Origin of the sequence: Pseudomonas ulcerans, from assembly GCF_036324125.1 — a bacterium.
In the GTDB taxonomy this organism is placed as follows: Bacteria; Pseudomonadota; Gammaproteobacteria; order Pseudomonadales; family Pseudomonadaceae; genus Aquipseudomonas; species Aquipseudomonas ulcerans.
The window spans coordinates 1-26,672 of sequence record NZ_JAZDQN010000017.1 but is presented as its reverse complement, the minus strand read 5'-3'; the positions used below and the strand labels follow the sequence as shown (position 1 = coordinate 26,672).

21 protein-coding genes are annotated in these 26,672 nt (G+C 66.4%); 2 read left to right on the top strand and 19 right to left on the bottom strand.

What is annotated here, in order from left to right; genetic code table 11:
• The first annotated feature begins 12 nt into the window (after nt 1–12).
• A complete protein-coding gene (locus V0R59_RS16635) occupies nt 13–1,131 on the top strand; it encodes an aminotransferase (RefSeq protein WP_330074001.1) in 1,119 nt (372 codons plus the stop codon).
• Between the two features lie 45 nt (nt 1,132–1,176).
• On the opposite strand, the gene V0R59_RS16630 is transcribed toward V0R59_RS16635, so the two are convergent.
• The 10 genes from V0R59_RS16630 to V0R59_RS16585 form a co-directional block, all read right to left on the bottom strand.
• A complete protein-coding gene (locus V0R59_RS16630; protein ID WP_330074000.1) occupies nt 1,177–2,079 on the bottom strand; it encodes an SDR family oxidoreductase in 903 nt (300 codons plus the stop codon).
• A 101-nt stretch (nt 2,080–2,180) separates the two neighbouring features.
• Nucleotides 2,181–2,969 (bottom strand): PhzF family phenazine biosynthesis protein, encoded by a 789-nt coding sequence (locus V0R59_RS16625; protein ID WP_330073999.1) that lies wholly within the window; start codon nt 2,967–2,969, stop codon nt 2,181–2,183.
• Between the two features lie 10 nt (nt 2,970–2,979).
• Complete coding sequence (locus tag V0R59_RS16620) at nt 2,980–3,648, bottom strand: helix-turn-helix transcriptional regulator (protein ID WP_330073998.1); 669 nt, start codon at nt 3,646–3,648, stop codon at nt 2,980–2,982.
• 286 nt (nt 3,649–3,934) lie between these two features.
• Nucleotides 3,935–4,510 (bottom strand): flavin reductase family protein, encoded by a 576-nt coding sequence (locus tag V0R59_RS16615; RefSeq protein WP_330073997.1) that lies wholly within the window; start codon nt 4,508–4,510, stop codon nt 3,935–3,937.
• Nucleotides 4,511–4,603: 93 nt separating this feature from the next.
• Nucleotides 4,604–5,545: a bifunctional OB-fold nucleic acid binding domain-containing protein/MaoC family dehydratase gene (locus V0R59_RS16610; RefSeq protein ID WP_330073996.1), complete on the bottom strand. Its 942-nt coding sequence runs from the start codon at nt 5,543–5,545 to the stop codon at nt 4,604–4,606.
• A gap of 2 nt (nt 5,546–5,547) precedes the next feature.
• Nucleotides 5,548–6,759, bottom strand: coding sequence for a thiolase family protein (locus V0R59_RS16605; protein ID WP_330073995.1), 1,212 nt, complete (start codon nt 6,757–6,759; stop codon nt 5,548–5,550).
• A 46-nt stretch (nt 6,760–6,805) separates the two neighbouring features.
• Nucleotides 6,806–8,455 (bottom strand): DUF1302 domain-containing protein, encoded by a 1,650-nt coding sequence (locus V0R59_RS16600; RefSeq protein ID WP_330073994.1) that lies wholly within the window; start codon nt 8,453–8,455, stop codon nt 6,806–6,808.
• 39 nt (nt 8,456–8,494) lie between these two features.
• Nucleotides 8,495–9,553 (bottom strand): MBL fold metallo-hydrolase, encoded by a 1,059-nt coding sequence (locus V0R59_RS16595; RefSeq protein ID WP_330073993.1) that lies wholly within the window; start codon nt 9,551–9,553, stop codon nt 8,495–8,497.
• Nucleotides 9,546–11,381 carry a long-chain-acyl-CoA synthetase gene (locus tag V0R59_RS16590; RefSeq protein ID WP_330073992.1) on the bottom strand — a complete coding sequence of 612 codons (1,836 nt, stop codon included), beginning with the start codon at nt 11,379–11,381 and terminating at the stop codon, nt 9,546–9,548. Before V0R59_RS16590 ends, V0R59_RS16595 begins: the two co-directional genes overlap by 8 nt.
• Nucleotides 11,378–12,460, bottom strand: a complete 1,083-nt coding sequence (locus V0R59_RS16585; RefSeq protein WP_330073991.1) for an alkene reductase — start codon at nt 12,458–12,460, stop codon at nt 11,378–11,380. Before V0R59_RS16585 ends, V0R59_RS16590 begins: the two co-directional genes overlap by 4 nt.
• 238 nt (nt 12,461–12,698) lie before the next feature.
• Here V0R59_RS16585 and V0R59_RS16580 point away from each other — a divergent pair, with 238 nt between their 5' ends.
• On the top strand, nt 12,699–14,021 hold the full coding sequence (locus V0R59_RS16580) for a spinster family MFS transporter (RefSeq protein ID WP_330073990.1): 1,323 nt from the start codon (nt 12,699–12,701) through the stop codon (nt 14,019–14,021).
• A 49-nt stretch (nt 14,022–14,070) separates the two neighbouring features.
• Here the strand turns inward: V0R59_RS16580 and V0R59_RS16575 are convergent, their stop codons facing one another.
• The 9 genes from V0R59_RS16575 to V0R59_RS16535 form a co-directional block, all read right to left on the bottom strand.
• Complete coding sequence (locus V0R59_RS16575; RefSeq protein ID WP_330073989.1) at nt 14,071–15,012, bottom strand: peptidylprolyl isomerase; 942 nt, start codon at nt 15,010–15,012, stop codon at nt 14,071–14,073.
• Complete coding sequence (locus V0R59_RS16570) at nt 15,009–15,476, bottom strand: YbjN domain-containing protein (protein ID WP_330073988.1); 468 nt, start codon at nt 15,474–15,476, stop codon at nt 15,009–15,011. The genes V0R59_RS16575 and V0R59_RS16570 overlap by 4 nt, the downstream gene beginning before the upstream one ends.
• A gap of 104 nt (nt 15,477–15,580) precedes the next feature.
• A complete protein-coding gene (locus tag V0R59_RS16565) occupies nt 15,581–16,750 on the bottom strand; it encodes an EAL domain-containing response regulator (RefSeq protein WP_330073987.1) in 1,170 nt (389 codons plus the stop codon).
• 117 nt (nt 16,751–16,867) lie between these two features.
• Nucleotides 16,868–20,488, bottom strand: a complete 3,621-nt coding sequence (locus V0R59_RS16560; RefSeq protein WP_330074128.1) for a transporter substrate-binding domain-containing protein — start codon at nt 20,486–20,488, stop codon at nt 16,868–16,870.
• Between the two features lie 25 nt (nt 20,489–20,513).
• Nucleotides 20,514–21,140, bottom strand: a complete 627-nt coding sequence (locus V0R59_RS16555) for a response regulator transcription factor (protein WP_330073986.1) — start codon at nt 21,138–21,140, stop codon at nt 20,514–20,516.
• 157 nt (nt 21,141–21,297) lie between these two features.
• Nucleotides 21,298–22,029, bottom strand: a complete 732-nt coding sequence (locus V0R59_RS16550) for a fimbrial biogenesis chaperone (RefSeq protein WP_330073985.1) — start codon at nt 22,027–22,029, stop codon at nt 21,298–21,300.
• A gap of 21 nt (nt 22,030–22,050) precedes the next feature.
• Nucleotides 22,051–23,235: a hypothetical protein gene (locus tag V0R59_RS16545; protein ID WP_330073984.1), complete on the bottom strand. Its 1,185-nt coding sequence runs from the start codon at nt 23,233–23,235 to the stop codon at nt 22,051–22,053.
• On the bottom strand, nt 23,235–25,742 hold the full coding sequence (locus tag V0R59_RS16540; RefSeq protein ID WP_330073983.1) for a TcfC E-set like domain-containing protein: 2,508 nt from the start codon (nt 25,740–25,742) through the stop codon (nt 23,235–23,237). The genes V0R59_RS16545 and V0R59_RS16540 overlap by 1 nt, the downstream gene beginning before the upstream one ends.
• A 109-nt stretch (nt 25,743–25,851) precedes the next feature.
• On the bottom strand, nt 25,852–26,334 hold the full coding sequence (locus V0R59_RS16535; RefSeq protein ID WP_330073982.1) for a CS1 type fimbrial major subunit: 483 nt from the start codon (nt 26,332–26,334) through the stop codon (nt 25,852–25,854).
• Nucleotides 26,335–26,672 lie beyond the last annotated feature (338 nt).

Sequence of the window (26,672 nt, the reverse complement as noted above, 5' to 3'; positions counted from 1 at the left end):
AGAGATAGCTCAATGAAAATCAAGGAATTCGGCGTCGAGATCTGGATGAACGCCTACGAGAACGAGTGCCGCTACAACCTCGCGGAAACCTGTGTCGAGTCCATCACCCTCGCCCAGTTGCTGGACTTCGCCGGCAAGCGCGAGAGCATTCTCGATGAGCTGCTGCCAATGAAGATGACCTACGGTGCCATCGAAGGCTCGGACCGTCTGCGCGACCTGATCGCCGGGCTGTACGACAAGCAGCAGCGCCATAACGTCACCGTCACCCACGGCGCCATCGGCGCCAACGCCCTGGTCCACGAGACCCTGGTCGAGCCCGGCGACCATGTGATCTCGGTAGCACCGACCTACCAGCAGCACTACTCGATTCCGGAAAGCTACGGCGCCGACGTGTCGATCCTGCGCCTGCGCGAGGAAAACGCCTTCCTCCCGGACCTGGAGGAACTGCGCGGCATGGTCCGCGGCAACACCCGCCTGATCGCCCTGAACAACCCCAACAACCCCACCGGCTCGCTGATGGACCGTGGCATGCTCGAAGCCATCGTCGACATCGCCCGTTCCGTCGATGCCTGGCTACTGTGCGACGAGGTCTACCGTGGTACCGACCAGCACGGCGACGGTTTCACCGTGTCGATCGCCGACCTGTACGAGAAAGGCATCAGCACCGCGAGCATGTCCAAGACCTTCTCCCTAGCCGGCCTGCGCCTGGGCTGGATCGTCGGGCCGCAGGAACTGATCCGGGCCGTGTCGATCCACCGCGACTACAACACCATCAGCGTCGGCATGCTCGACGATCACTTCGCCAGCATTGCCCTGGAGCATCGCGCGCACATCCTCGCCCGGGCCCATGCCATCACCCGCGACAACCTGGCGCTGCTGGATGCCTGGGTGGCCGGCGAGCCGCGGGTCAGCTACGTGAAACCCAAGGCCGGGACCACCGCATTGCTGAAGATCGACGTGGACATGCCCTCGCGGGACTTCTGCGTGAAGCTGCTGGAAGCCAAGGGCGTGATGTTCACCCCGGGCAGCGCGCTGGATATCGAAGGCTATGTGCGGATTGGCTATGCCAATAATGCCGAGGTGATGAAGGCCGGCTTGGCGAAGGTGTCGGAGTTCCTGCGGGAGCTCTGAGTCCTCCGGTTTCGGGCCTGAAATGCAGGCCCGAAACCCTTCGCCTCAAGGCAAGGGATTGCCACCCGTTACCCCGAACACCTCCCCGGTGATATAGCTCGATTCCTGCGACGCCAGCAGCACATACAAAGGCGCGCACTCCGCCGGCTGCCCCGGCCGCTTCATCGGCACCTGCTCGCCGAAATGCGGGATCTTTTCCGCCGGTTGCCCGCCACTGGGCTGCAACACCGTCCAGATCGGCCCCGGCGCCACCGCATTGACCCGGATTCCGCGTTCCACCACCTGTTTGGCCAGCGCCTTGGTGAATGCCACGATTGCCGCCTTGGTGGTGGCGTAGTCCAGCAGTGTCGCCGAGGGCTGGTAGGACTGGATCGAGGCCGTATTGATGATGGTTCCGCCCGGCGGCATCAGCGGTACGGCCGCCTGGCACAGCCAGAACAGCGCGTAGACGTTGGTCTTCATGGTGGCGTCGAACTGCTCGCTGGTCACGTGCCCGACCTCCTTGCGTGCCACCTGCTTGCCGGCGACGTTGACCAGGATATCCAGGCCGCCCAGTTGCTCGTGGGCCTTGTCCACCAGTTCCTTGCAGAACTTCTCGTCCTTGAGGTCGCCGGGCATGGCGATGGCGCGCCGGCCTTGCGCTTCGATCAGCTTGATCACCTCGCGAGCGTCGACCTGTTCGATCGGCAGGTAGTTAAGGACGATATCCGCGCCTTCGCGGGCGAAGGCGATGGCCACGGCACGGCCGATGCCCGAGTCGGCACCGGTGATCAGCGCCTTGCGCCCGGCCAGGCGACCGAAGCCCACGTAGGTTTCCTCGCCATGGTCCGGCTCGGGCGTCATCCGCGCGTCCAGTCCCGGTGCCTCCTGGCCCTGGGACGGAAACGGCGGCTGCGGGTACTGGGTCAGCGGGTTCTGCATGCTGAACTGATCGCGTTTCTTCGACATCGGCAACACCTCCACAGAAAAGAACTCAAGTGCTTCTGTGAGGTTCGAGGACGAACGGCGCGGGAAGGTTTGTCCGCGCCAGACCGGCTGCCGACCGGCGGTCAATCCGCCAGGTAGAGCGTGCCGCGCATATACAGGCGCGCCTGCCCGCCGAGGATGACCCGCCCGTTGTCCCGCAACTCGCAACGCAGCTGCCCGCGACGCGCCCCGCCCTGGCGCGCGCTGAAGCTGCGCCGGCCAAGCCGCTCGGCCCAGTAGGTCACCAGCGAGGTGTGCGCCGAGCCGGTCACCGGGTCCTCGTTGACCCCGACCTGCGGGCCGAACCAGCGCGAGACGAAATCGAAGTCGGTGCCCGGCGCGGTCACGGCGACGCCGCGCACGTCGTAGCGCGCCAGGGCGGCGAAGTCCGGTTGCAGGCCCTCGACGATCTGTTCGTTCTCGACCACCACGATGTAGTCGTCGCTGCGGTACAACGCGTCGATCCGGCAGCCCAGGGCCTCGGCCAGTCCATCAGGCGGCGTGGCGGGTTGCGGGTGCTTCTGCGGGAAATCCATGACCAGGTAGTCGCCGTCGCGGCTGACCCGCAGTTCGCCGCTGCGGGTGAAGAAGCGCAACACCTGCGTCTGCACCTTCAGTTCGTTGAACAGCACCCAGGCCGCAGCCAGGGTGGCATGGCCGCACAGGTCCACTTCCACGCCCGGGGTGAACCAGCGCAGGCGATAACCTTCGCCTTCGGCGACGAAATACGCGGTTTCCGAAAGATTGTTCTCTTCGGCGATGCGCTGCAGGGTGGCGTCGTCCAGCCAGCGCTCCAGCGGGCAGACCGCCGCCGGGTTGCCGCCGAACACATGGTCGCTGAAGGCATCGACCTGATAGATCGGAAGTTGCATGGCGATTTCCTTAACCGTTACGGATTTCTTCGAGGTAGTTGTAGATCGTGTAGCGGCTGACGCCGAGGGCCGCGGCGGCTTTCTCCACCGCGCCCTTGACGATGAACAGGCCGCCGTCGTGCATCTGCCGTACGGCATCGAGCTTCTGCGCCTTGCCGAAGCGCACGCCCTGGCGGCGGGCATCCTGCAGCGAGCCGTCGATGATGCGGGTCATCAGCTGCTCCAGGTCTGGCGACTCACGGGGTGCGGGCACGGGCTCTTCGGCGGTGGCAAGCAGTTGCTCAAGGCAGGCCTGGGCTGCGGCGATGCCGCTGAGGTCGGTGTTCACGCAGAGGCTGGCGAAAGGCTCGCCGCTGCTGTCGCGGAATACTGCCGTGGCGCTGCGGAAGGCCTTGCCGTCGTGGCCGAGGGTCGGGTAGTTGCCGATCACCACCGGGGTCTGGCTGTGCTTTTCCAAGGCCGCGTGCAGCACGGCATCGAAACCACGATCGTGACGCGGCCCGGCGAGGATCGGGCTGCCGACCTGGCGGCCGCTGAGATGGCCGTTGACGATGGCCAGCACCGAGTGTTCCGGGCGGGTCAGGTCGTGCAGGACCACTTCGGTGTTGCGCCCCAGCACCGTGCCGAGCATGCGCACGGTGGCGTGGAGGACGTCGAGGACCAGTTGGCGTTCAGGCATGGGGCTGTCCGGGGTGGCTGGACAGGCAAAATATCAACAGGAAGTTGATATTTCAACAAAGCGTTTTCCTTGATGGCCTCAGCGCGACACGTTCCCCTGTGGGAGTATGCCCAGACTTTCTGGCTGCGCTGTCAGGTCCAAGAGCGACGCGGACCTTGTGGGAGCGGGTTTACCGGAACGCCGGACCGCCGCGATTGCGATGGTGAGTTCACTACAGTAATCGCGGGTAAACCCGCTCCCACAGGGTCCGCGTCGCTCTCTCAACCGCTATTCTCCCTACACTTGGTTATTCCTCTACATCCAGTGCCTCCCCGATCGCATAGAAATGCCCACCCGCCACATAGTGCAGGCTGCGCAACCCGGGATCCGCCTTCTCGAACACCCAGTGCCCGTCGACGAACACCCGCTCATCCGCCCAGGCCGCCACCACTTCGGCGATGAACAGGTCATAAGTGGCCTGGTTGTGTGGCTCGTCGATCACCCGGCACATCAGCCAGGCGGAGCAACCCGCCACCAGCGGCGCCGGGTAACCCTCGACGCGGAACAGCTCGACACCCGCCTGGCCGAGCTTGTCCGGCTCGTCCGCCAGGCTATGGCTACCAACCTGGTGGGTCAGTTGCAACTGCGCGGCATTGGGCACCTGCAGCACCATCCAGCCGCTGTTTTCCACCAGCGCGCGGGTGCGGGTGATCTTGTCGATGACCACGGTGACCTTGGGCGGATCGAAGTCCAGGGCGCAAGCCCAGGCGGCGGCCATGACGTTGTCGACCCCGGCATGGCTGGCAGAGACCAGCACGGTGGGGCCGTGATTGAGCAGGCGATAGGCTTTCTTCAGGTCGACGGGCTTGAAGTGGGGGGACATGGGGAACCTCGGAATCAGTGGTGGGACCGCCTTGCGGCCCTTCGCAGGCAAGCCCGCTCCTGTGCGGAGTCGGGCTCGCCTGCGAATACTGACTCAAGCGCGATACAGAATCACCAGGTCATTGATCACCGAAGGCCGCTCCTGCCCCAGCACATGAGTGTTGATCTCCAGGGTCAGCTGGGTACCGCGCCCCAGCAGTTCCACACTCTTGACCCGCGCCCGCGCATGAATCCGCGCCCCCGCCGGCACCGGGGCGGGGAAGCGCAGACGGTCCGAGCCATAGTTGATCTGGGTACCGAACCCGGTGATCTCGAAGCCCAGTTGCAGCTTCATCCGCGATTGCAGCACCTGGACCAGCGCGCCATGGGCGATGGTGCCGCCAAACGGACTCTGCAGCCGCGCCCGCTCCGGATCGGTGTGAATCCAGTAGTCATCTCCGGACAGCTGGGCAAAGGCATCGATCAGCGCCTGGTCGACCACGACCACGTTGCTCCAGTCGCTGAAGTCGTCGCTGACCAGCGCCTGCAAGGCCGCCGCATCGTTGAAGTCGATCTTCGGCACCGAGGAAACGTCCACCTCGACCACGGGCTCCAGCCCGGGAAGCGGCTCCAGCGCCCCGGCGTCCTTGTCCGGGCCGGTAAAGCGCAGCAGGCGGTTGCCCTTGCCGTCCACCTCCGCGAACACCGGCTGCAGGGCCATGCCGATGCGGATTTCGTCCTCCGCCAGCCCCACCAGCGTGGTATTGATCCGCACCCCCTCGGTCAGCTCCACCACCGCCAGCGCCTGTGGCATCTCGTCCGCGAAGTCCGGCAGGGTGGGAATCCGTGTCAGGGTGAAGCTGTACAGCGTCGCCGCGCCCTGCACCTCGCGCCAGGCCAGGTCATGGGCCAGGCACTGCGGACAATGCCGGCGCGGGTAGAACACCCAGTGCGCACAGGCATTGCATTGCTGGAGCAACAGGCGGCGGGCCTTGAGCCCTTCCCAGAACGGCGCGGAGATTTCCGTGGCGACGGGCATCGGTTTGTTGTTGGACATGCTCAAGCTCCCTGAAGAATCAATGCGCCCTGCTCGCTCATCACGCCGCCGGTTCCGGAGACGTAGACGTCGTCGCAGCGCGGCAACTGGCGCTCGCCGGCCACGCCGGCGATCTGCGTGACGGCCTCGATCACCTGCGACATGCCGCCGGCCGAGCCGGCCTGGCCGAAGCTCAGCTGGCCGCCGTGGGTGTTCATCGGGAAGTCGCCGCGGAAGGTCAGGTCATGCTCGCGGACGAAGGCCATGCCTTCGCCCTTGCCGCAGAACCCGGCGTCTTCCAGGGTCAGCAAGGCGGTGATGGTGTAGCAGTCGTAGATCTGCGCGGCATGCATGTCCGCCGGTTTCAGCCCGGCCATGGCGAAGGCACGCTGCGAAGCCGGGCCGATCGGCGTGTGGATCATGTCCTCGGCATAGGACGGCGACTTGAACGCCAGGTGCTCGCCGAAGCCGGTGACGAAGGCCGGACGCTTGCGTGCCCGTGCCGCCACTTCCTTCGAGGCGACGATCATTGCCGCCCCGCCCGCCACCGGCATGACGATCTCCAGCACATGCAGCGGGTCGGCCACCATGCGGCTGGCCAGGACCTGCTCGGCGGTCAACGGCTGGCCGAAGAACATCGCCTCCGGGTTGGCCTGGGCATTGGTGCGTTGGTCCACGGCGATCTTGGCCATGGCCAGCGGATCGTAGCCGTACCGGGCTGCATAACGCTGGGCGATCATGGCGTAGCCGGTGTTCTGCCCCATGTGCCCGTAGGGCAGGTCGAACTCGGCTTCGGGTGCGCCGAACGCCGTGCTGTGCCCACCAAAGCGCATGGCCCGGGCCATCCAGCTCGGGTCTTCGTCCGGGCCCAGCGGCGCCATGCGCGCCGGCAGCACGCAGAGCACCGCCTGGCACAGGCCCAGCTCGATGGCGGCGGCCGCGCGCCAGACCATGCCCACCGAGGTACAGCCACCGAGGTCGACCACTTCGGCGAAATTCAGGCGCAGGCCCAGGTATTCCGCGGCCATGGCCGGGACGAACACCGAGGCTTCGTGAAACTGCGGGCCGTTGATCACCAGCCCGTCGAGGTCCTGCGCGTTCAGCCCGGCATCGCGCAAGGCGCGAGCGGCCAGGTCGGCGACCTGCTCCAGGTGGAACATCTTCGGCGCCGTGGCGTACTTCTCCGGCTTGTATTGCGCGGTGCCAACAATGGCCGCGTGCCCTTTGAGGCCCATGTTTCCTCCCAGCCCGGGCCCCATGGCCCGGGTGTCGTGGTTGAGATCAGAAGCTGTACTTCATCGAGAAGGTGGCGTAGTCGCGGTCGGCGAACGGCCGCTTGATCGGGTCGGGCGAGCCCAGGTAGCCGGTGTAGTTGAGGCCGACCTCCAGGTTGCCCAGGTACTTGAAGGTGGTGCCTACGCTGATGCGTCGGTCGCCCTGCACCCCGGAGATGCTGCCGGCCATGGGTGTCGAGCCGCTGAACACGTTGGAGAAGCGCACTGGCACTTCCAGATCCCAGCCCTGGAAAACCCCCGGATAACTGAACGATGCGCCCAGGGTGTAGGCGCTGGCCGTGCGGCTGCGCCAGGCGGATGCGGTCTTGTAGCTGTAGTCATCGGATTCCCCCACCATGCCGCCCAGCGAGGGCAGCAGGTTCACGCCTTGCAGGTTGGGCGCCGCCGAGGTGGCGTCGACGCTGTCGGCGCGCACATGGATGATTTCCCCGGTCAGGGTGGTCTGGCTGGCCCACGGCCGGTCGCCCAGCACGCGCATGGCCGACAACTGCATCTGCTGGCCCTTGCCCCGGGCCGGGACCGGACCGAGGCCGGTGTTGACCATGATCGGCGCGCCATCGCGGTACGACCATTCGCCACCGACCTGCACCTCGCCGATCTTGGTCGAGGCGCTGATGCCGGTGAGTTTGATGTCCTCGAAGTACTTGACCTTGTAGCCATTGGCGGCGAAGGCATAGAGCCCGCCCCCCACCGGCACCGGGTCGTAGCCGACCAGGGCGGTGGCCGGGTTCTTGTCGTGGTAGTTGACGTGGAACAGCGACATCTCGATCGCCGGCACCGGGCGGAAGCGCACCTGCACGCCCCACTGGCCGCTGTCCCGCGGTTCGTCGGTGCCTTTGTAGGCGACCCGCCCGGTCGGGGTGATGAGGAATTCGCGGCCCGGGCCGATCACGTCGCTGCTGGACAGGTAGCTACCCACCGGCGGCAGTTCGGTGCCCTTCCATTCGTACTGCACGTAGGCACCGAAGGTGATCTGCGGGTTGAGGCGGAACGACGCCGACACCTGGCCCACCGGCAGCAGCACTTCCTTGACCTCGACCCCGGGCTGCGAGGCCTTCACCGCATCGGACGGGTTCTGCACGCCGTTGACCCCCGGGTAGTACAGGCTCTCGCCCCACGACTCGATGTGCCGCCCGGCCTTGACGTCGAGCATGGTGTCGTTGTCGAAACGCCAGCCGCCGAACACGTAGGCATCCAGCAGGCGGGTGCGGCCGCCGCTGTAGTAGCGGGTCCGGCTGGTGAATTCGTCGTTGTCGCCGCTCTTGTTCACCGTGGCCGGCGAATCGTTGTCGTTGCCCTTGTGATAGACGTCGTCGTAGAAGGTACTGGCGCGCACCACTGCACCGTAGTTGTCCTTGCGCAGGATCATCTCGCCAAGGGCGCCGATGCGGTTGGTGGTCAGCGCACCGCGGTCGAAGTTGCGGTTGGCATCGTCGGCGTTGGCCCCCAGCAGGCGGTCGCTCTGCTTGCCCAGGCGCATGCCGACACCGTAGCTGGTGGTCACCGACCAGTCGATGGTGGTGCCGTCGTCCAGTTCGATGGTTTCCCCGGCCCAGGTCGGGCTGGACGCAAGGGCGATGGCCGTAGCCAGCGCGCTCAAGCCAAGGCCAGGCGTTTTCTTGTTGTTATCGATCACACTGACTCTCCTGTTGGGCGGCCCAGGCGGCCGCCGGGTTTAAGCGAGGGCGGCACGGCGCCGGTAGCGATGCAGTGCGCCGTCCTCCTCGCGAAGCAGCAGCCCTTCGGCCATGAGGTAGTTGGCATGGGCCAGGGTCTCGCCCAGCGCCATCAGTTCGTCGAAACGCCCGGCCAGCCGCGGGAACAGCACGGTCATCAGTTCCAGGGCGGTGCGCGGCAGGTCGCAGGCCTCCAGCAGGCGCGCCAGGTGCGCCTGGTGATGGGCGGCCAGTTGGTCGAGGCGCGCATGCAGGTTGCGGAACGGCCGCTCATGGGCCGGCAGCACCAGCACCGTGTCGGGCACGCTGCGCAGATGCTCGATGGACGCCAGCCAGTCGCGCAGCGGATCGGCATCCGGCTCGGTGGCGTGCACGCCCACCGTGGAGGTGATGCGCGGCAGCACCTGGTCGCCGGAAATCAGCAGGCCGTCGGCGGCGCTGTACAGGCAGGCGTGCTCCGGCGAGTGCCCGCGGCCCACCACCACCTGCCAGTCCCGCGTGCCGATGCGCAGGCATTGGCCCTCGCGCAGGCGCCGGTAGCTGTTGAAGTGCAGCGGGCGGAAATGGCCGTTCTGGATGGTCCGGTACATCTCGCCGGCCTGTTCGGCGCTGAAACCGGCACGGCTGTAGTAGTCGAGGAAATCCCAGCTCGGCTCGTCGCCTTCCGGCACCTTGACGTAGAGGGCCTGGTATTCCGCCTCGCTCATCAGCACCGGGCAACGGAAACGCTCGGCCAGCCAGGCGGCGACGCCGGCATGGTCGGAGTGGAAATGGGTGCACAGCACCGCCCGCAGCGGCAGGCCGGCGCAGGGGCCGGCCAGGACCGCGTCCCACACCTCGCGGGTCTGCGGCGTGTTCATCCCGGTGTCCACCGCCACCCAGGCGTCGCCGTCGCGCAGCAGGTACAGGTTGATATGGTCGAGGCGGAACGGCAGCGGCATGCGCAGCCACAGCACGCCATCCGCCACTTCGCGCACCTGGCCGCTGTCCGGCGCCTGCGGCCAGGGATAGCGCAGGCCGTCGCGCAGTTCGTGGCCGTCGCTATCGAACTCAGCCATGATCGGCGACCGCGAAAGGTGCCAGTTCCAGGTGCTGTAGCAGTTCCAGCGACCAGGGCTGGTAGCTGCGACTGCCTTCGTCGCGGATGTACAGCGGATCGGCACAGGCCGTCGGGCTGTAGCCCTGGCGCTGCAGGTCGACCTTGCGCAGCTTGAAGGTGCTGGTCAGGTCCGCCGCCGCGCTGACCCGCACGAACACCGGCGCGGCGTAGCGTGGCAGGCGCGCCTCGGTCAGCGCATAGAGCGCTGCCGGATCGAACGCCTGGCCCGCCTGCATCAGCACCGCGGCCATGCCGGCGCGACCTTCGTGGCCGGGCACCTGCACGCCATAGATATTGATCAGCTCAAGGCCTGGCAGGTCGCTCAGGGCATCGGCCACTTCCTGGGTCGAGACGTTCTCGCTCTTCCAGCGGAAGGTGTCGCCGATGCGGTCGACGAAGTAGCAGTAGCCGTTGGCGTCCTCGCGCAGCAGGTCGCCGGAGCTCCAGTAGGCGTCGCCCTCGCGCAGCACGTTGCGGCGGATCTTGCTTTCGGTCGCTTCAGCCGAGGTATAGCCCTCGAAGCGCCCACCGCCGATCTCCGGGTGATCGACGATAAAGCCCATGGCCTCGCCCACCTCGCCCACTTCGGCGAGCTGGTAGAAGCCGTTCTCGTCCCGCGGGTGGCAATCGTTCTCGATGTCGTAGCGGATCAGCCGCAGGTTGGTGCGCTGCCAGTCCGGCACCCGGCCACAGGAGCCGGGGTAGTTGTCGACATTGATCAGGTTGGTGTTGGCCTCCGTGGCGCCCCAGCCCTCGAACACCTGGATCGGTCCGAAGCGCTCGATCCAGCGTTGCCAGGATTCCGGGGTCAGGCCGGCGCCGAGCATGCAGCGCAGGCTGTGCTGGCGTTCGCCCGCTTGCGGCGGACGGTTGAGCAGGTAGCGGCAGATCTCGCCGATGTACTGGAACACGCTGATGCCATGGCGGTTCACGTCGCGCCAGAACTCGCTGACGCTGAACTTGCGCCGCACCACGATACTGGCCCCGGCACGCAGTGCGGTGGAGGTCACCGAGGTGGCGGCGGCGCCGTGGTACAGCGGCAGGCAGCAGTAGAAGACGTCTTCGCAGGTGGCGTCCAGGGTGACCTCCATGACGTCACCCGAGGACAGCCAGCGCATATGGCTGTAGCGCGCCGCCTTGGGCAGGCCGGTGGTGCCGGAGGTGAAGATCAGCAGGGTCGGCGTCTGCGCCTCGACCTGGGCGCGGATATCCCGCGGGAAGGCGCTGCGCGGCGCGCTGTCCAGGCGACTGGCGAACTGGCGGTCGATGTGGCTGGGGATATCGCCGTGCCACGGGTTCTCCGGGTCGGCCACCAGCCAGCAGGCCAGCGCCGGCGCAGGTTGCGTGTGCAGCAGGTTGCCCAGGCATTCCTCGCCGATCACCAGGGCCTTGGCCCCGGTGGTGGCCAGGGCATGCAACAAGGGCTTGCCGCTGACCTGGGCGTTGATGAAGGCCACCACCACGCCGAGCTTGACCAGGCCGAACCAGGTGCTGAAGAACGCCGGGCGGTTTTCCATGGCGATGGCGCAGACGTCGCCGGCGCGCAGGCCCTTGGCATAGAAGGTATGGGCCATCTGGTTGGCGCGGGCATCCACTTCGGCGTAGCTGAGCACCTCGTCGCCGTAGATCAGGAAAGGACGCTCGGCGAAGCGGTCGGCCTGCTGTTCCAGGCGGTCGGCCAGGGTATACAGGTCCGCCGGCTTGATCTGCGCGCTGGCGGCGGAACGACGGTCGAGCAGTGCCTGGGTCTGTTCCCTCGGCACCGCCAGGTTGGCGGGCAGGTTCATGGGGTCACCTCCAGCGCCTGGCTGAAGGTCGGGTAGTCGGTGTAGCCACGGCTGCCGGTGGTGTACAGGGTCTTGCGCTCGAAACCGGCCAGCGGCTGACCACGGCGCAGGCGCTCCACCAGGTCCGGATTGCCGATGAAATGCCGGCCGAACGACACCGCCACGCCCTCGCCCGCCTCCAGCGCGGCGCGGGCCGAGTCAGCGTCGAAGCCGTCGTTGAGTACCAGCTTCTGCCCGGCATGCTCGCGGGCCAGGCCGAACGCATCGAGGCCTTCTACGGGCGAACGCATCACGTGCAGGTAGGCCAGGGACAGCGGCTGCAGGGCCTGGCACAGGGCAATGGCGGTCCCTGCCGGGTCTTCATCGTGGATATCGTTGTAGGGATTGCCCGGGCACAGGCGCACGGCCACGCGCCCCGCGCCGATCGCCGCGGCCATGGCCTGGACGGTCTCGGCGACGAAGCGCACGCGATTTTCCGCGCTGCCGCCATAGGCGTCGCTGCGCTGGTTGCTGCCGGAGGCGAGGAACTGCATGGGCAGGTAGCCGCTGGTGCAGTGCAGCTCGACGCCGTCGAACCCGGCTTCGCGGGCGTTCAGCGCGGCCTGGCGGTACTCGCCGATGACCCCGGCGATGCCATCCAGGCTCAGGGCTTCGGGCGTCTCGGTATCCACCATGCCCTGGGCATCGCTGAACACCTGGGTCTGCGCGCGGATCGCCGAGGGCGCCACGGTGGCGGCACCCTGCGGCTTGTTGAAACGGCTGGCAGCGCGGCCGACATGCATCAGTTGCAGGACGATGCGCCCGCCCTGGCCATGCACGGCCTCGGTGACCCTGCGCCAGGCGGCGATCTGCTCGGCAGTGTAGATGGCCGGGGTGCGGCAGTAGCCCAGGCCACTGGCGGAGGGCGCGGTGCCTTCGGCGACGATCAGCCCGGCAGCGGCGCGCTGGCGGTAGTACTCGACCATCTCGGCCCCGGGCACCGCCCGGGCGTCGGCACGGCTGCGGGTCATGGGGGCCATGACGATGCGGTTGGCCAGCTGCAGTTCGCCCAGGCGCACCGGCTCGAACAGAATGCTCATGTCAGCTCCTTCGATTCTTGTTGTTTTCCGGGCCGGCGGGCCTGCCGCAAGCTCGGACATGGGCTGCATGATTGACGGCGAACGAGGCGCAAACATCGTCCGACAAGACTAGTTTTGCGCCTTCCGGTATCGTCCGGAACGCCTTGCAACAGGCGGGAAAAATGGTCTGAACGGACGATGAAGCGGGTGCCGGATGCGCCGACGATCAAGCTCACAGAACAAGAACCGGAGCCGCGCAGTGAACCCTTCCAAACCTGTCACCTGGCGCACCCACTACGCGCTGTTGGTGCTCGCCAGCATCTACGTCTTCAACTACATCGACCGCCAGCTGATGGCGATCCTGATCGAGCCGGTGAAACTGGAGTTCGGCATTTCCGATACCGGCATCGGCCTGCTCTCGGGGGTGACCTTCGCGGTGTTCTACACCGTGTTCGGTTTCCCCCTGGGCCGGCTGTCCGACCGCATCGGGCGCAAGCCGGTGATCGCCTTCAGCTGCATGGCCTGGAGCCTGATGACCATGCTCTGCGGCATGGCCGGCAACTTCCTGACCCTGGTGCTGGCTCGTATTGGCGTGGCGGTGGGCGAAGCCGGCGGTACGGCGCCGTCGGTGGCGATGGTGTCCGACCTGTACCCGGCCGAGCGCCGTTCGACGGCGTTGTCGGTGCTGATGCTGGGATCGAGCCTGGGCGCGATCGTCGGCCTGGGCCTGGGTGGCTGGATTGCCCAGCATCATGGCTGGCGCCATGCGTTCCTGCTGATCGGTGCGCCGGGGATCCTGCTCGGCCTGGTCCTGCTGCTGACCGTGCGTGCACCTAAGCCCGTGGCGATACCCGCGCAGCGGCTGGCCGCAGCGCAGGAGGGCTGGCTGAAGACGCTGCTGGAACTGTTGCGCATGCCGTCCTTCGTCTGGCTGGTGCTGACCGGCGGTGCGGCGGCGATTGCCGGCTACGCCATCGGCACCTGGAGCCCGAGCTTCCTGATCCGCTCCCATGGCTTGAACCTGCAGCAAGCGGGCTTTCTCGTCGGCGTCGTGGGCGGCACCGGCTCGACCCTCGGCACCCTCGCCTGCGGCTTGCTCACCGACCGTCTGGTCCGGCGTGACGCAGGCTGGCAGATTGGCGTACCGCTGCTCGGAACCCTGCTGAGCATTCCGTTCGCCCTCGCCTATTTCCTCTGGCCGCAGGGAATCGCCTTCCATATCGGCAGCATCCCGGTACCGCAGGCGTTCCTGTTCTACAGCGCCTTCGGTTTCTTCGGGGTGTGGTGGGCAACGCCCTGCCTGGGAGCCATCACCCATCTGTTCCCGGCCACGCGGCTGGCCCAGGCCACGGCGATCTTCGTCATGGCCATGACCTTGCTCGGCGTCGGCATCGGGCCTTTGCTGATCGGTGTGCTGAGTGATTTCTTCGTGGGCACGCTGGGCGGGGAATCGTTGCGTTACGCACTGGCCGCTTCGGTGGGCATGCTGGTGCTGGCGGCGCTGTTCCTGGGGATGGCGTTGCCGGGGTATCGGCGCCAGTTGCGCGGGGACGTTGCGCTGGGTCGGGTGGTAGCGGCCTGATTCGGGGATATAAAGAAAAGGGCCACCGAGGTGGCCCTTTTGATGGATCTCAGCGCTCGGCCTCGATCACCTTGTTCAACACCGCCCCGTCGATACTCAGGGTGGCACTGTTGAACATGCCTTCGACATACGCCTTGGCCGCCTGCTCCTGGCGCTGGCTGCGCAAGGCATCGCGCAGCTGGGCACGCATTTCCTCGAAGGTCGCGGTGCGCGCCGGCTGCAGCTCGGTCAGCTTGATGATGTGCAGGCCCAGCGAGCTTTGCAGCGGCTCGCTGACACTGCCGACCTTCATCTTCGACACGCTGCCACGCACTTCCGGCAACAGCTGGGTCAGCGGTTGCAGGCCGGTGTCGCCGCCACGGGTCGCGCTGCCGTTGTCCTGCGAATAGGTGCGCGCCATCTCGGCGAAGTCCGCACCCTCGGCCTGGGCTCGCTTGGCCAGGGTCTGGGCCTGCTTGCGCACCGACTCAAGGGCACTTTCGTCCGGCACGCTGAGGAAGATCTGGCTGACGCGATACAGCGCGGGCACCTGGAAGGATGCCTTGCCGTTCTCGTAGGCCTGTTTCAGCTCCTCGTCGCTTGGATAGTCCTTCGGCACCTCGGTCACGCTGTTGAGGTAGCTGCGCAGGACGATCTGCTCGACAGCAGCCTTGGCCTGTGCCTCCACTTCCGGACGCTTGGACCAGCCCTTGGACTCGGCCTGCTGGTACAGGGCCTTCTCTGCCAGGCGTGCACGAATCCAGGTTTCCAGGGCCGGACGGTCGTTGCGCAGTTGCTCGCGGGCCTGAACCGGCAGCTGTGCGAACAGCGCCTTCAGCTCGCCGGCATCGACCTTCTGCTCGCCCAGGCGAGCCAGGGCATCACCGCTTTGCGCCGCTTCCGGCGAGCGGCTGGCTGCGACCGGGTCTGCACCCGGACGCAGCGCCAGCGTAACCGCAACCGCCAGGACGGCCAGCGCACCGGCGCCGGCCCAGAGTTTGCGACGACTCACGAGGCGCTTTCCGCTTGCGCGGCAGCTTCCTGGGCAGCCGCGATATTGCGGCTGTAGTCACGCAGGAACACGATGAATTCCTGCAGCAGGCGGTCCCACAGCACCAGAGAACCTTGCAGGTGTTTCTGGGTCACGCCGTCAGCGACCACCACGTCCTTTTCCAGGACCAGGAATTCGCCCTGTACCGACAGGCGCGAGTAACGGCGGGAAGCGTTCCACAGGTTGGCCAGGCCTTCCGGCAGGTCGCCCTGGATACGCAGCGCGCAGCTGTAGGTGAAATCGAGGAACTGGCCTTCTTCCACCGCACGATTGCCGAAACGTACTGCGTATCCCACGCCCTGGCTGGCACTGAGCAACTGGACCACGGAGTTCTGCTCGTTGCGGTTGACGCGGCAGCCGGCGTCCTGCAACAGGGTGGTCAGGGAATCGGCACTTACGGTTTCGATCAGCGTACTTGCAGTCATGTGTCACCTTCCTAGCGCGGTTAAAAGCCTGAATTAAAGGCAAAATTTGTAGCACATTGATGGCATTGGGTATAGCACGCACGCAAACCTTCTGCCCGTTGGCGCTAGCGGCGGACACTGCCCAATCGTTTGAGCAGTTCCTCTTGCCCCAGCAGCGGCGCGAAATAACGGCCCTGGCCGAGCGTGCAGCCCATGGACATCAGCATCAGATGCTGTTCGGCGTTCTCCACGCCAGCCACCGTGATGTTCATGCCGAGGCTGCGGGCCAGGCCCAGGCTGGCCCGCAGTGCGGCCCGGTTGCGCGGCTGGTTATCGAGTTCGTGCATGAGCTGGCTGGAGGTCTTGACCTCGTTGAAGGGCAATTGACTCAGTCGCAGGAAGGATCCGCCATGCCCACCGAACGCGCCCAGGCCCAGGCCGCAGCCCAGCATGCGCAGGCGGATCAGACTCTCCAGGTGCATCACCGTGGGCTCGGCCGCGCCGTCGAAGGCCAGTTCGAAGCCGATGCCCTGCCCCACCGAACGGTGGAACTGCATCAGCGACTTGATGCGCCGGGTCAGCCCGCGACTGCCCAGTTGCGCCAGTTCCAGGGCAAAGGACAGGCGCAGCACCTGACCTTCCGACATCACCGTGCGCTGCAGCTCCAGGCCTTGCTCCAGCAGCACCACGAGCATGTCGTCGAGCAGTCCGCAACGCTCCACCACCGGCATGAACTGGTTCCCGGCAAGGATGCCCTTTTCCGGGTGCCGCCACTGGGCGACCACGTCGACGCCATGGATTTCGCCATTGGCCAGGTCGCAGCGCGGCAGGTAGTGGGCGACGAATTCCTTGTAGGACAGCCCACGACGGATGTCCGCTTCGCTGACCGGTGCCCAGCGGTTGGGCGCCGGCAGCGTCAGTGTCGCCGATCCCCGCAGGCGATCGAGGGCCTGGCGCATGCTGTCCAGCTGCAACGGCTTGCCGACATCACCGAGAAAGCTCACGCCCAGGCGCGTCAGCAGTTGGGTGATCGCCCGGCGCACCTCCGAATGCAGGCCGCTGCTGACGATCACCCCGCCGATCAGCGACGACTCCGCCGCCCGGTGAATGAACTCCACGCCATCCATGCCTTCCATGCGCACGTCGCAGATGGCCACGTCCACCCGACCGATGCGTTCGAGCAAGGTGATCGCCTCGCTGCCGCCGGACGCTTCGAAGACTTCCCGGCAGCCCAGCTGGCCGAGGATCTTCACCGCGATGGCGCGCTGGAATGACTGGTTTTCTAGGATCAACACACGCAAAGACTTGGCCGGCACAACCGCTTCCCTCGCTAAGGTCCAGGCCCCATGGTGCTACGGCCGGACGGCGGATGAATCAGGAGGCTTCCCAGCCTTCGGCGGAAATCTCCGACGCTAGGGTTTGCAGAACGGTTGCAGACGCTCGGCCAGCGCCGTCATGGCCTGGCGCAGGTCGTCAACCAGCGGATCGAGACAATGTCCCGGACGACTGTCCTGGAACGCCTGTTCAAGGCTTTCGCAGGCCTGCAGCAACCAGCGCGCCTTGATGATCCGCGCCCCGCCCTTGATCCGGTGGACCAGGTCGACAAGGCCGCCGAGATCGTTGGCCGCATGCAGTGCGAGCAGTTGCTCGAGGTCTTCCCGGTTGCTGTTCAGCAGGTCCATGAGCAGGTCGCCGATCGCCTTCGGGTCGCCGCCGGTGAGCTGGTCCAGGCTGGACAGGTCGAGGCCTTCGCGCAGCTCGCTTTCCGCCGTCTGCCCCGCCACCGGCGGACGCTGCTCGCAGGCGCCCAGCTTGCCGGCCAGTTCCTTGAGATTCAGGGGCTTGAACAGGCAGTCATCCATGCCCGCCTGCAGGCAGCGCACGCGTTCTTCCGGCTGGGCGTTGGCGGTACAGCCAAGCAGCAGCACCGAGGGTTTGCCCTTGCGCCGCTCGTCCAGGCGTATCGCCCGGGTCAGGGCGTAGCCGTTGATGCCGGGCATGTTGCAGTCGGTGATGAGCACATCGAAGCGCTGGCGCAACCAGGTGCGCAGGCCTTCATGACCGTTGGCCGCGGTGGCCACCCGGTGGCCGAGGAAACTCAGTTGTTGCTGCAGCAGCAGGCGGTTGGCCGGGTAGTCGTCGACCACCAGGATATGCAGCGGCATGACCGTATCGGCGATGGCTGGCGGCAAGCTGGCCAGCGTCGCCCCGGACGGCACCAGGCGTGGCACGTCGAGACGCAACTGGGCCCGAGTGCCGGCCCCCAGGGTGCTGTCCAGCTGCATCTCGCCGCCCATCATCGCGCACAGCGCATGGCTGATGCTCAGGCCCAGCCCCGAGCCGCTGCGGGCGCTCTGCTGGTTGTTGCTGGCCTGGCGGAACGGGCTGCCGAGCTCGGCCAGTTCGTCGGCGGGGATGCCGACCCCGGTGTCCTCCACTGCCAGGTGCAGCCCGACCCGCTCATGGCCGACGTCCAAAACCAGGGTCACGCAGACCATGCCTTCGTCGGTGAACTTGATCGCGTTGCTGATCAGGTTGGACAGCACCTGCTTGAAGCGCAGCGGGTCCAGCAGCACTTGCAGCGAACCCTGGCCGTCCATGTCCAGCTTCAATTGAAGGCGCTTCTGCCGTGCCTGGCCTTCGAACAGGCGCACGGTGCTTTCCACTTCGCGGTACAGGTCGACCTGCTGCGGCGAAAGGGTCAGGTGACCGGACTCGATGCGGGTGATATCGAGGATGTCCCCCACCAGGTCGCGCAGCCCCCGCGCCGCGCCGGAAGCCACTTCCAGGGCAAGGCGGTCGAGCAGGCCGTCATCGGACTTGCGCAGGGCCAGTTCGAGCATCCCCAGCAGGGCGTTCAGCGGATTGCGAATCTCGTGGCTCATGGTGGCGAGGAAGTTGGTCTTGGCCCGGTTGGCCGCTTCGGCCTCGTCCTTGGCCAGTTGCAGGGCGTGGTACAGCTGCTGGCGTTCGGAAATGTCGATCCAGCCGCCGATCAGCCCGGCCACCTCGCCATTGCTGCCGCGGTACGGCAGCATCCAGTGGTAGATGGTCAGGCGGCGCCCGCCCAGCACCAGCTCGCGGTCCTCCACCACCGAGGCGCCCTGGGCGATCACCTGGCGATAGGCCTCGCGGCATTGCCGGGCCTGCGCCGCACCGATCAGCCACTCCGGCAGCACCTGGCCGATCACCGCTTCCAGCGGCACGTCCAACGCTTCCAGGTAGCTGACGTTGCAGGTCAGCAGGAGGCCGTTGCAGTCGCGCACGTAGATCGGGTTCGGCGTGCCGTCGATCATCACCCGCATGAACTCCACCTGGTCGCCCAGCTCCCGCTCCGCCTGCAGGCGCCGGCGCACCTGGCGGCGCAACCCGCGGATCCAGTACACCGCGAGAAACAGCAGCCCCCCGGCCATCAACAAGCCCTGCAGGATCATGCCGCGATACTTGCGCCAGTAGCTGTCGCTGATGATTACCTCGCTGCTCCAGCGGTTGGTCAGTTCGTCCAGTTCCCGGGGCGAGATGCTCAGCAGCGCCTTGTTCATGATCGACAGCAGTTCCCCGGCACCGCGCTGGGTAGCGAAGGCAAAATGCATGGCCGGTACCGGCAGCGCCGCGCGGATGCGCAGTTGCCCGCGGAATTGCCGGGCGATGGTGTAGCGCGCGCCGATCAGGCTGACCACTGCGCCCTGGGCCTCACCATTGGCGACCCGCTCCAGTGCTTCCTGCGGGCCGCGGCTCCAGAGCACGCGGATGCGCGGGTGCTGCTCGCGCAGGTAGTCTTCCAGCACGCTGCCCTCGACCACGGCCAGGCGCTTGCCGGCCATCTGTTCGAGGTTCTCCAGGGCCGAGCGCTCCGGCGTCACCAGGACCAGGCTGTTGCTCAGCCAGGAGCGGGTAAAGCCCACCTGCTTCTGCCGGCGCAGGCTGAACGGCACCGCCGCCAGCAGATCGATTTCCTGCAGCTCCAGGCGCCTGACGCTGTCGCTGAAGCCGCTGCTGTCGACGATGTCGAAGGCCAGCCCGCTGCGCTGGCTTATCAGCTCCAGCAGGTCGGCGCTGATGCCGCGAAACACGCCCTGGTCGTCGCGATAGCTGACCGGCAGGAACTGTTCGTCGATGGCCACGCGAACCCGTGGGTGCTGGTCCAGCCAATGGCGCTCCGCCGGGTTCAGTTCCAGTCGCCGTGGGGCGATGACCTTGCTGGTCCCGGCGTTCCAGCGTTGCAGGATGTCCAGGCGGGCCTGCTCCGGGATGTTCGCCAGCGCCTGGTTGACCAGGCCTTTCAGACGCAGGTTGGCCGGGCTCAGGGCGAAGCCGTAGTGGCTGTCTTCGAACAGGTCGGTGGGCGACAGTTGCAACTGGGTCAGGTAGCTGGTCTGCAACAGGTAGTGGGTGCCCAGGGCGTCGCCGAGAAACAGGTCGGCCTGGCCGAACGCCACGGCGCCGAGGGCGTTGCGCATCGAGGGATAGAGGGTCAGTTGTGCCTGGGGGAACAGTTCGCGGACATGGGCTTCGGCCAGGTAGCCTTCGCGCATCGCCAGGCGGATTCCCGGTCGCTGCGGGTCGGGCATGCCGCCCTCTTCGCTGCGGCTGGCCAGCACCGGGCGATTCTCCGCATAGGGCCTGGACAGCAACAGGCCGCCACGGGCGGCCTCATCGGCGTTGGCGGTGCCGAGCAGGTCGATCTCGCCACGGTTGAGCGCCGCCAGTGCGGCGCCGCGCGACGCATAGCGCCGCACCCGCACCTGCACCCCGAGCAACTCGCCGAGCAGGCCGGCATAGTCGGCGGTCAGGCCCTCGTAGTCGCGTCCGGTGGTGGTGATGTCGAACGGTACCCGGTCCGGCCGGCTGACCCCGAGCCACAGGACATTGCGCGTCCACAGCCAGTTGCGGTCCTCGGTATCGAGCTCCAGGCGCAGGTCCTCGGCCAGGCTGGAACGCCCGAGCAGGCTCGGCGCCTCGCCCCAGGCCAGGGCGTTGCCCAGCCACAGGCACAGCACGAGCAGCGAGGCCAACCTGGCGAGGTACTTCATCGATGCCAAGGGCAAGTGCAGGCGGTCAGATCAGCGAGTGGCGCCTGGCCAGGTCGGCCAGGTCCACCTGCGACGTGACGCGCAGCTTTTCCAGCAGGCGGGTCTTGTAGGTGCTGATGGTCTTGTTGCTGAGCAGCATGATCTCGCCGATGGCCTTGTTGCTCAGGCCGCGGGCCAGTTGCTGGAGGATCAGCAGTTCGCGGTCGGTGAGCCGCTCGATGCGCTGGGTCTCGGTCGCCTGGCAGTCGTAGCGGTTCACCGAGCTGAGGGAGATTTCCGGGAAGTAGGTATAGCCGGACATGATCGCCATGATCGCCTTGCGCAGTTCGCTGAGATCGTCGTTCTTCGACACGTACCCCGAAGCGCCAAGGCGCATGCAGCGCAAGGAGAAGTAACCCGGGACCTGGGACGTCAGCACCAGCATCTTCATGCTCATATGGGCGGCCTTGACCCGGGTGATGATCTCCAGGCCGTCCATGCGCGGGATGGAAATGTCGAGAATGGCGATGTCCGGTTCGTGTTCGCGGATCAGGCGCATGGCGTCGACACCGTTGTCGGCCTCGGCGACCACATCGAACTGTTCCTGGCGCAGCAGCATTCGCACGCTGGCGCGGATGAAGGGGTGATCGTCCACGATCATGGCTTTGTACATGGGTCCCTCACTTTTCTGATGACTTGCCTGTCGGCGGGTGAAGCGGCCGATAACATCAAATAGCCACCACCGCTGGAGCAGGAGTATCGATTGCCGGATAGGCACATGTGCACCGGACGATTCCCGCGATAGCGAAGGAAATTTCCGAACGTGCAATTCAGCCCTTGATCTCGACGCGCCGGCGCTCTCCTCCCTCGATCAGTTCGAAGCGGTAGACCCGCCCAGGCGCGCGGCTGAATGGTCGCGCCAGGCCAGGGCGAATATGGTGCTTGGTGGCCACCGCGCACTGGCTGCCGCCGCGGTCGCAGTCGTTGAAATGGTCGAGGACTACGGTGGCGCTGCCGTTGTTGAGCACGCGGAACTGGCCGTCCAGCTCGCTGATCTCGGTGGCGAAGCGGGTCTCTTGCGGGCGGATGAACAGCAGCGAGCCGTAACCGGCAAGGATGTTCACCCCGGCCTTGAGCTCGGCCTCGTAGCTGCGCGCTTCGTCGTCGCTGATGGCGAAGCCGTCGCCTTGCTCGGGCAGCACCGGGACGAAACGCAGGCGGAAGTAACGCTCCTGCTCGCGCTCGCCGCGGTACAGCAGGCGCACCGCCTGCATGCCATTGGCCGGCACGATCAGCCGCGCCGGGCTGGCGATCAGCGGCCGCTCGCCGACCGGCAGATCGTCATGGGAGACCTCGCGGACTTGACCACGACCGTCATAGATCAGCTCGACCACGCTGACCTTGACGAACGCCGTGGTATCGCCGACGTTGCGCACCCGCTTGAGCAAGGTGCTGGAGCCTCCTTCGAGGTAGTCGTAGAGGCCGCCGACATTGATCTGCGGCCCCGCCTGCGCGGCGCCCGCGAAAAGGGCCAGGAGCATCCCGGCCAACAGTGGTTTCATGCTTGTGCTCCTTCAGAGTGCTCAGAAATTGGCGTCGAAGACGATGGTCACGTCGCCTTCGTAGCGGGCGCCGGGGTAGCGGGTCATTTCCTCTACCGCGGCCTTGTCCACCTGGAAATGCAGGCTGGCACTGCGGTTAAGTGCTGGCTGCATGGCTTCGAACTGGATCGCCTCGGCCTCGCTTACCGGCAGCGGCAAGCGGTTGACCGGCTGGCCGTTGTGATGGATCACCGTGGGCAAGGTCAGCGCCACCTGCACCGGCACCTGGTGCTGGTTGCCCGGGTTGCGGATCGCGCAACGACCACCCAGGGGGTATTCGCAGCGGGTATGCACGGTGAACGGCCCGGACGACCAGATGCGCATCGGCAGGTCGCGGTACAGGCGATCCGGCAGGCGCCGGTGGTTCAGCCACTGGGTCCAGCCGCCCGGCGGCTCCAGCACCACCCGCTCGGAACCGGCCGGGAAGTCGATGACGAAGGCATGCACCACGTCCAGTTCAAAGTTGACCGTCAGGCTGTTGTCGCTGAGGTTGCTGACGTCGTTGCCGAAGTCGAAGTCCTGGCCGGGACCGACGCTGTAGTCGAGGCTGCCGCGGTAGACGCCCTGCTTCATCTTCAGTGGCGATGGCATGACCAGGCGGTAGGCCACGCCGAAGTCGCGGGTACCTACCAGCCGTTCTGCACCGACGCCACCGGGACTGCCGATGGGATAGCAACCCGTCGGGCTCGCCGGCGTTTTTACATCCCACAGGTAGGACGACCAGTTGCCGCCACTGAGGGTGAACAGGTAGCTGCAGCCGCCCCTGACATAGCGGGTGTGCACCGGTGGCTGGCCGCCTCCCTGCAGGGTCGCCACGTACTGGCTGACGGCGTACATCTCGAAGGTCAGGGTGTAGGTTTCCCCGGTCAGCTCATGGGTCACGGTAACGCTGCGCCGCGGTGGCAAGCCGATGTAGAAGTTGTCCCGCGGATCGGGCGCCTCGTTGACCGTCTTCTTCTCGTAGGTAATGGGCAGGCCGACGGTTTCCACGCCATTGCAGTAGTGCGGCCAGCGACCGCAGAACGCCGCCTGCGGCGTAGTGTTGGTGAACTCGGTGCCGCCACGGTACTGGGCGGTGATGGTCACCTCCGCCGCCTCCACGGGTGGCGCCCAGTGCAGGGCCAGGGCCACCAGCGCGGCACGGAGCAGATAGTTTTGGCTTGACATCAGGCGTCTCCGCTTGCGGTTTTGTCGGTGGCGGCGAGGCTGTCCGGGGTGCACACCTGGTCGCCCACCAGCAGCACGTCGTCCTGGCGCTGGGCGCCGGTGTCGAGGCTGAGCAGGCACAGGCGCTGGCTGCCCTGGCGGATCTCCAGGGTCGGGGTCGATTCGCTCATTTCCACGGCGAAGAAGCCGTCGGCCTCGCTGACACTGCGGCTGGCATGGTTGATCACCATGGCGCCACGCAGCGGCTGGCCATGGGCATCCAGCAGGCGCCCAAGCACGGTCACCGTGCGCATCACCCGCAGGACCCGGTAGTCCACGCCGCCGCGGTTGAGGTGGTAGCTCAGCGAGGACGGCTGGATCACCGCCGCCGGGACGGCGCCGTCCTCGAAGTCCAGTTGCACGCTGCCACTGCGGTAGGCGTTCACCGGAATCACGTTGCGCCCGGGGCGCAACAGGCTGCTGTGGCCGTCGAGGTCGTCGACGCGCAGGCGCAGGTTGTCCAGGTCCGATTCGACGTCGACGATCAGCCCGGCCTCGTAGGGCAGGTACTGGCCGCTGAACGCCAGCTTGCCGCCGCCCAGCGCCAGGGTGCTTTCCAGGTTGAGGCCGGCGCTGATGTCGTTGTTGTAGGAGGAATTCTGCACGTAGGCGTCGCCATACAGCGCCTGGTTCTCGAACTGGGTGTTGGCGGCGAAGGCCGCGCCATAGCGGTCGGCATTGAGGGTGCCGGCCAGCGAGCGGAAGGTGCCGTGGTCGAGGTCCTGCTGGTAGCTCAGCGAGGCGTTCAGGTCGCGCCCGCCGTCCCGCGAGGTACGCGTGCCGAGGCTGCCGTTGATGCGCCGGCCCGGCCCGCCGAGGCTCATGCTCAGGCTGAAGGTGATGCCGCGGTTGCGCTGGTTGCCACTGCTGAAGTTGCCCGGGCGGTCGAACAGCGCGACCCGCCAGTTGGCGTCCGAGCCCATGACCTGGCCGTACTGCGACCAGCCCAGGTCCAGGCCGGTGCCGCCGTTGCTGCCGCTGCTCTGGCTCAGGCGCAGGGTCGCGGTGCTCTTGCGAGTGACCCGCTGGCTGAGGGACAGCGAAGTCTGGCGCACCTCGCGGATCCGCGGCTGGTCGCGGTTTTCCAGGCGGTAGACCCGCGGGTACTCCAGCCAGGAACGATTGTGGCTGAGCACCACGCTGCCGGAATCGTGATGCCACACGCCTTGCAGGTCGTAGCCATTGCCCTGCTCGTCGGTGTGGAACAGGTTGCCGAAGACCTTGAAGCGGTCCAGCACGTCCCAGTCCAGCGACGTCCCGTACTGCATCTGCCCGTCGATGCGTTGGGTCGACAGCCCGACCACCATGCGCGGATGCAGCAGATAGTTGCCGATGACCCCGGCGGCCAGTCCGCCGTAGGCGTCGTCTTCCCAGTTGCTCAGCAGTTCTTCCTGGCGACCGAGGTACAGGTTGTAGCGCCAGGGCGAGCCGGTGTTGCTCCAGTTGCTCGGCTTGTAGATGAATTCCTGGCTGCGCGAAGTGACCTGGCCGTCCTCGACCAGGCGCACCTCCACTTCATAGATGCCGCCCGGCAGCACGCGGGTGTCCAGGGCTTGCAGGCCCGGCTGCACCGGCTGGCTGTTGATCAACTGGTCGTTGCGGTAGATCTCGACGATCCCCGGGCGGTTGGGGGTGACGTAGATCGGCGTGGCGCTGGCCGTGCCGTTGTTCACCGCCAGGCTGTCGCTGCTGCCGAACATCAGGCCGACCGTGGTATCCGGGCTGCTGCCGAGCAGGCGTGGCTGGCGGCTGAGGCCCTGCGCCGAGGGCGTGAAGTAGCCGAGGCGATAGAAATGGTCCTCGTGGAGCCGCTCCGCGTAGAGCTCGTCGACCCGATGGCGGGTCTGTGGGCGGTCCTCGTTGCTGCGGTCGACCTGGGCCTCGGCCACTGTGGTCCAGTTGCCGACGCTGCCCTGGCCGCGCAGGGCGTAGCGGCCCACGGTGTCCTGGCCGTCGCGGCTGAGGTTGAGCTGGTTGCGCAGGATCACGCCCTGGCTACCCTGCTCCGGCAGGCTGTACCAGGCCGCCTGCTGGCCGCGTTCGGCATTGCGGGTGAGGATCGACAGTTGCGAATTGACCAGGCTGTAGTGCACTGCCACCAGGTCCTGCGGGCAGGCACTGACGCAGTTGCCCAGGGCTTGCCCGGCCTGCAGCACCTCGCCCCAGCGCTGGCGCACGGTGTCGGGTTCCTGGCTTTCGTGGGTATCGGTGAATTCCAGCAGTTGTACGCGTTCGTCGCGGCCCAGGACCACCATGGCCTCGCCCAGCAGGCGGCCGTCGAGGTCGATGCGCACGGCAAGCGGTACATCGAAGAAGTGTTGGTCGAATTCCTTGGGCAATCCTTCGGCCTGTCGCAGGATGCCAAGCTGACTGGTTCGTCCCGTCTCTTCCCTGGCGCTGACGTCGGTCAGCCAGACGGTGGCCACGCAGCAGCCGACCGCCAGTCGTATGGATGTCGCAAGAGACATGTGTGATTGCTCGTCGCAGAGGGAGGCTGCACCAACCCCCTCCGGTCCGACATGGGGAGCGCCGGACCGGAGACGATCGGAAAGGGAGAAAGCAACGTGCCCGAAGGGCTTACTCGGTGGTGGTCTCGAACATCATGTTGACCACGCCGAGGTAGTTGCCCGGGGTGTAGCCGCCAGCACCGGCGGTCTGCGCCGCGACTTCGAAGCCGACGATGGCACCCGGCGCCGCCTGTTCTTCGCTGATGACCTCGGACGAGGTCAGGGTCAGGGCCTTGCCCGCGACGCTGACATCCAGGCCGATGGTGTCGGCGCCGCTGGTGATGGTCGCCGGGTTGAGCAGGTAGGCGGAGATCGGGCCGGTGGTGCTGCGCACCTGGAGCTGCTTGCGGATCGGTTGCAGGGTTTGCTGGAACGAGTTCCAGGCCATGTCCTGCGGTTCGTTCATCCAGTTGCCGCCGACCGGCTCGACGTAGAAGCTCTCGGTCGGGATGGTGGCGGTAATGGTCACCTGCTTTTCGATCGGGTCGGCTGCAATGGCGCTGCCGGCGGCCATCATCAGTGCCAGAGGGAGGGCGAGAATGCTGTATTTCATTACCAATTTCCTTGTATGGGTGAGAAAAATCCGCTGAATCCACAGGGAACATCGGCGAACGTCGGAGTGACTGGCAGATGTCCCGGTGAGCGAGGCGGATTATTCGCGACTGCGGAAATGGCTTACATCAGACGTGTCCCAGCGAGACGAGGAAATTTCCCACCGACGTCCGTTGAAAGGTGGTTGGGGACTACCCGGCGGGGAGTGAGAAGAGCGACACGGACCCTGTGGGAGCGGGTTTACCCGCGATTGCGATGGTGAACTCACCACCGCCATCGGGGGGCAACCCGCGCCCCCACGGGGGGGGGGGGGCGGGTAGTTGAGGTAGACAGGGGTCG

Bases quoted from the DNA above. Each gene is read 5' to 3' on its own strand.
- V0R59_RS16545 (WP_330073984.1), bottom strand. From the start codon at position 23,235: ATGTCAAGCCAAAACTATCTGCTCCGTGCCGCGCTGGTGGCCCTGGCC.
- V0R59_RS16635 (WP_330074001.1), top strand. From the start codon at position 13: ATGAAAATCAAGGAATTCGGCGTCGAGATCTGGATGAACGCCTACGAG.
- V0R59_RS16585 (WP_330073991.1), bottom strand. From the start codon at position 12,460: ATGAGCATTCTGTTCGAGCCGGTGCGCCTGGGCGAACTGCAGCTGGCC.
- V0R59_RS16630 (WP_330074000.1), bottom strand. From the start codon at position 2,079: ATGTCGAAGAAACGCGATCAGTTCAGCATGCAGAACCCGCTGACCCAG.
- V0R59_RS16615 (WP_330073997.1), bottom strand. From the start codon at position 4,510: ATGTCCCCCCACTTCAAGCCCGTCGACCTGAAGAAAGCCTATCGCCTG.
- V0R59_RS16555 (WP_330073986.1), bottom strand. From the start codon at position 21,140: ATGTACAAAGCCATGATCGTGGACGATCACCCCTTCATCCGCGCCAGC.
- V0R59_RS16550 (WP_330073985.1), bottom strand. From the start codon at position 22,029: ATGAAACCACTGTTGGCCGGGATGCTCCTGGCCCTTTTCGCGGGCGCC.
- V0R59_RS16570 (WP_330073988.1), bottom strand. From the start codon at position 15,476: ATGACTGCAAGTACGCTGATCGAAACCGTAAGTGCCGATTCCCTGACC.
- V0R59_RS16610 (WP_330073996.1), bottom strand. From the start codon at position 5,545: ATGTCCAACAACAAACCGATGCCCGTCGCCACGGAAATCTCCGCGCCG.
- V0R59_RS16590 (WP_330073992.1), bottom strand. From the start codon at position 11,381: ATGAACCTGCCCGCCAACCTGGCGGTGCCGAGGGAACAGACCCAGGCA.
- V0R59_RS16595 (WP_330073993.1), bottom strand. From the start codon at position 9,553: ATGGCTGAGTTCGATAGCGACGGCCACGAACTGCGCGACGGCCTGCGC.
- V0R59_RS16605 (WP_330073995.1), bottom strand. From the start codon at position 6,759: ATGGGCCTCAAAGGGCACGCGGCCATTGTTGGCACCGCGCAATACAAG.
- V0R59_RS16535 (WP_330073982.1), bottom strand. From the start codon at position 26,334: ATGAAATACAGCATTCTCGCCCTCCCTCTGGCACTGATGATGGCCGCC.
- V0R59_RS16620 (WP_330073998.1), bottom strand. From the start codon at position 3,648: ATGCCTGAACGCCAACTGGTCCTCGACGTCCTCCACGCCACCGTGCGC.
- V0R59_RS16625 (WP_330073999.1), bottom strand. From the start codon at position 2,969: ATGCAACTTCCGATCTATCAGGTCGATGCCTTCAGCGACCATGTGTTC.
- V0R59_RS16560 (WP_330074128.1), bottom strand. From the start codon at position 20,488: ATGAAGTACCTCGCCAGGTTGGCCTCGCTGCTCGTGCTGTGCCTGTGG.
- V0R59_RS16540 (WP_330073983.1), bottom strand. From the start codon at position 25,742: ATGTCTCTTGCGACATCCATACGACTGGCGGTCGGCTGCTGCGTGGCC.